General features: G+C 69.2%; 5 protein-coding genes. 1 reads left to right on the top strand and 4 read right to left on the bottom strand.

Annotated elements, in window-relative coordinates; all coding sequences use genetic code 11:
- From ACILRF_RS15310 to ACILRF_RS15300, 3 genes are all read right to left on the bottom strand, one after another.
- Positions 1 to 728: beta-ketoacyl synthase N-terminal-like domain-containing protein (locus ACILRF_RS15310; RefSeq protein WP_395674410.1), on the bottom strand; the 728-nt coding region annotated here is incomplete at its 3' end.
- Positions 729 to 764: 36 nt separating this feature from the next.
- Positions 765 to 1,292, bottom strand: a complete 528-nt coding sequence (gene fabA / locus ACILRF_RS15305) for a 3-hydroxyacyl-[acyl-carrier-protein] dehydratase FabA (RefSeq protein WP_395674408.1) — start codon at positions 1,290 to 1,292, stop codon at positions 765 to 767.
- Between the two features lie 57 nt (positions 1,293 to 1,349).
- Positions 1,350 to 1,880 (bottom strand): SH3 domain-containing protein, encoded by a 531-nt coding sequence (locus ACILRF_RS15300; protein ID WP_395674406.1) that lies wholly within the window; start codon positions 1,878 to 1,880, stop codon positions 1,350 to 1,352.
- Between the two features lie 104 nt (positions 1,881 to 1,984).
- On the opposite strand from ACILRF_RS15300, the gene ACILRF_RS15295 reads away from it, so the two are divergent.
- Positions 1,985 to 2,971: a 2-hydroxyacid dehydrogenase gene (locus tag ACILRF_RS15295; protein ID WP_395674404.1), complete on the top strand. Its 987-nt coding sequence runs from the start codon at positions 1,985 to 1,987 to the stop codon at positions 2,969 to 2,971.
- Here the strand turns inward: ACILRF_RS15295 and ACILRF_RS15290 are convergent.
- Positions 2,968 to 3,638: HesA/MoeB/ThiF family protein (locus tag ACILRF_RS15290; RefSeq protein ID WP_395674402.1), on the bottom strand; the 671-nt coding region annotated here is incomplete at its 5' end. The two genes, ACILRF_RS15295 and ACILRF_RS15290, sit on opposite strands and share 4 nt — an antisense overlap.

The raw sequence follows: 3,638 nt of genomic DNA, 5'->3' as shown, positions 1-3,638 counted from the left end.
TGCTCGAGCTCTTCCAGCACCAGCATGCCGGCCCCGCCGGCGATGACGAAGCCGTCGCGGTCGCGGTCGTAGGCGCGGGACGCCACAGCCGGCCGGTCGTTGAAGTTGCTGCTCATCGCGCCCATGGCGTCGAACAGGACGCTGAGCGACCAGTCGAGCTCCTCGACGCCGCCAGCGAAGACGATGTCCTGCTTGCCGAGCAGGATCTGCTCGTAGCCGTTGCCGATGCAGTGGGCCGAGGTCGCGCAGGCCGAGGAGATCGAATAGTTGATGCCGCGGATCTTGAACCAGGTGGCCAGGGTCGCCGACGGGCCGGAGCTCATGGTCTTGGGCACGGCGAACGGGCCGATCCGCTTGGGGCCGCGGGTGCGGGCGGTTTCGGCCGCCTCGATGATGATGCGGGTGGAGGTGCCGCCGGCGCCGACCACCAGGCCGGTGCGCTCATGCGAAATCTCGGCCTCTTCCAGTCCGGCGTCGGCGATCGCCTGCTCCATGGCGATATGGCCGTAGGCGGTGCCCGGCGCCAGGAAACGCGCCGCGCGCCGGTCGACCATCGCCTCCCAGTCGACGTTCGGGGCGGCGTGAACCTGGCTACGGAAGCCGAGCTCGGCATATTCCGGCGCGGCGGTGACGCCGGAGCGCGCTTCGCGCAGGGACGTCAGAACCTCATTGGCGTCGGCGCCGATCGACGACACGACGCCCATTCCGGTGATCGCCACGCGGCGCATCGCAGGCTCCTCCAGCTTACTCGGCGAATCTAACGATCAGGCGAGGTCTTCGGCTGCGAACAGCCCGACCCGCAGATCCTTGGCCTCATAGATGGGCTTGCCGTCGGCCAGGAGAACCCCATCGCCGACCCCCATCACCAGCTTGCGCATGATCACGCGCTTCAAATCGATCTTGTAGACCAGCTTGGAGACCGACGGGGTCACCTGGCCCGTGAACTTCACTTCGCCGACGCCGAGGGCGCGGCCCTTGCCCGGCGCGCCGCTCCAACCCAGGAAGAAGCCGACCAGCTGCCACATGGCGTCGAGCCCCAGGCAGCCCGGCATCACCGGATCGTTGATGAAGTGACAGGCGAAGAACCACAGGTCGTCACGGATATCGAGCTCGGCCTCGACGTGGCCCTTGCCGTGGGCGCCGCCGTCCGAGGTGATCTGGGTGATCCGGTCGAACATCAGCATCGGCGGGGCCGGCAACTGCGCGTTGGTCGGGCCGAACATCTCGCCGCGCGCACAGGCGAGCAGCTCCTCGAGTGAGTAGCTGGAGGGCCTTGCGGCGTCTTGGCTCATTTGCGCGACCTGTTGTTCGAATTCGACCCGAGGGCCTACCAGAGCCCGCCGGGCGGCTCAACGGCTGAGGCGTTTGGACCGACATTGCGCCTGAGGCGCGGTCCCCCACAGCTCGGCTTCACGGACCCAGCCGGAGGCGCCCTCGACCTTGACCCGGCACCAGCCCTTGTCGCACCGCACCAGGCTGGCGAGCGCCCGGCCGCTGAGCCAGGCGCCGACCTTGGCCTCGGGCTTGGGCTTGCGCCGCAGGGCGACCGGCTGCGGCCGGACGTTCATCAACGAACGCCTCCCGTCGGTCGTCCGCTTGTGAACCCAGGCGAGGCCGCCGTCCGGGTCGCAGACTCGCCGCCACTCGCTGGTCTCGGCCACCACCTGCACCGGCAGGCTGCGGGTGCGGTAGACCCAGAGCAGCTGATGGTCGTCGCCCGGGCCGGAGCGGGCGTTCACCCGGTCGAACTTCAGCGTCACCCAGCGCGGCACCGGCAGACCGGACGGGGTCGCCCGCTCGGCCGCCTGGGCAAGGTCGGAGAAGGTCAACACGGAAAACAGCGCCGCCGCGAGCGCGATCCGGCCGTTTCGACCGCTCATTCTCAACAGGTCGCCTTGGCCGTCCATGGGGGCTTTGCTACAGGTCGCTTTCCGAAGCAGCCGCCGCGTCGGCGCTGCACTAGAAGCCTCTTTTCATTTCGCTCATGGCCGCCCGCAAGCCGAAAGTCATCGTCACGCGCAAACTTCCGGACTCGGTCGAGACCCGGATGCGCGAGCTGTTCGACACCGAGCTGAACCTCACCGACCAGCCGATGGGCCGCGAGGCGCTGATCGACGCGGTCCAGCGCGCGGACGTCCTCGCGCCCACCATCACCGACAAGATCGACGCCGAGCTGCTGCAGCACGCCGGCGAGAACCTGAAGCTGATCGCCAACTTCGGGGCCGGCGTCGATCACATCGACGTCGCCGCCGCCAACGAACGCGGCCTGACGGTGACCAACACGCCAGGCGTGCTGACCGAGGACACCGCCGACCTGACCATGGCCCTGCTGATGGCCACCACCCGGCGAATCGTCGAGGGCACCCAGGTCATCCAGGCCGGCGAGTTCCGCGGCTGGGCCCCGACCTGGATGATGGGCAAGCGGATCACCGGCAAGCGGCTCGGGATCATCGGCATGGGCCGGATCGGCGCCGCCGTCGCCCGCCGGGCCAAGGCCTTCGGCCTGCAAATCCACTATCACAACCGCAAGCCGGTCAGCCTGCGCATCGCCGAGGAACTCGAGGCGACCTACTGGGAAAGCCTGGACCAGATGCTGGCGCGGATGGACATCATCTCGGTCCACTCGCCGCACACCCCAGCCACCTATCACCTGCTGTCGGCGCGCCGGCTTAAGCTGCTGCAGCCGCACGCCATCGTCATCAACACCGCCCGCGGCGAGATCATCGACGAGGATGCTCTGGCGGACCTGCTGAAGAGCGGAGCGATCGGGGCCGCCGGGCTCGACGTCTTCGAGCACGAGCCGCAGGTGAACCCCAAGCTGATCGGCCTGCCGAACGCCGTCCTTCTGCCGCACCTGGGGTCCGCCACCATCGAGGGCCGGGTCGAGATGGGCGAGAAGGTGATCATCAACATCAAGACCTGGATGGACGGCCACAAGCCGCCGGACCGCGTCCTACCGCAGATGCTCTAACCCGAGCAGACGGGGCACTGGGGGTCCGCCGCGACCCGGACCGTGCGGCTTTCCCCGGCCAGGGCGTCGTAGAGGGCGAGGCGGCCGGTGAGCGGCTCGCCGGCCCCGGTGATCAGCTTCACCGCCTCCAGGGCCATCATGGAGCCAATTACACCCGCCAGGGCGCCGATGACGCCGACGGCCGAACAGGTCTCGGCGTCGGGCGGGACGTCGGGCACCAGGCAGCGGTAGCAGGGCCGCCCGCTGAACACCCCGACCTGCCCGGTCCAGCGGCCGATCGCGCCGGAAACCAGGGTCTTGCCGTGCCGCACGCAGGCGGCGTTGACGCAGAACCGCGTGGCGAAGTCGTCGGTGCCGTCCAGCACCAGGTCGACGCCGGCCACCAGCTCGTCCGCCGTCGTGTCATCGAAGAGCCCGTTGAAGCCGGCGACGAAGATATGGGGGTTGAGGGCGTGCAGCCTGTCGGCGGCGGCCTCGGACTTGGGCTGGCCGATGTCGCCCTCGGTATAGATGACCTGCCGCTGGAGGTTCGAGGCGTCCACGACGTCGGGATCGGCCAGGAAGACCGAGCCGACGCCGGCGGCCGCCAGATAGAGCGCCGCCGGGGCGCCGAGGCCGCCGGCCCCGACGATGAGGACGCTGGCCGTCTTCAGGCGCTGCTGGCCCG

This window comes from Phenylobacterium sp. (assembly GCF_044236515.1).
GTDB lineage: Bacteria > Pseudomonadota > Alphaproteobacteria > Caulobacterales > Caulobacteraceae > Phenylobacterium.
The sequence above is the reverse complement of the archived record's forward strand: the minus strand, read 5'-3'. Positions and strand labels throughout refer to the sequence as shown.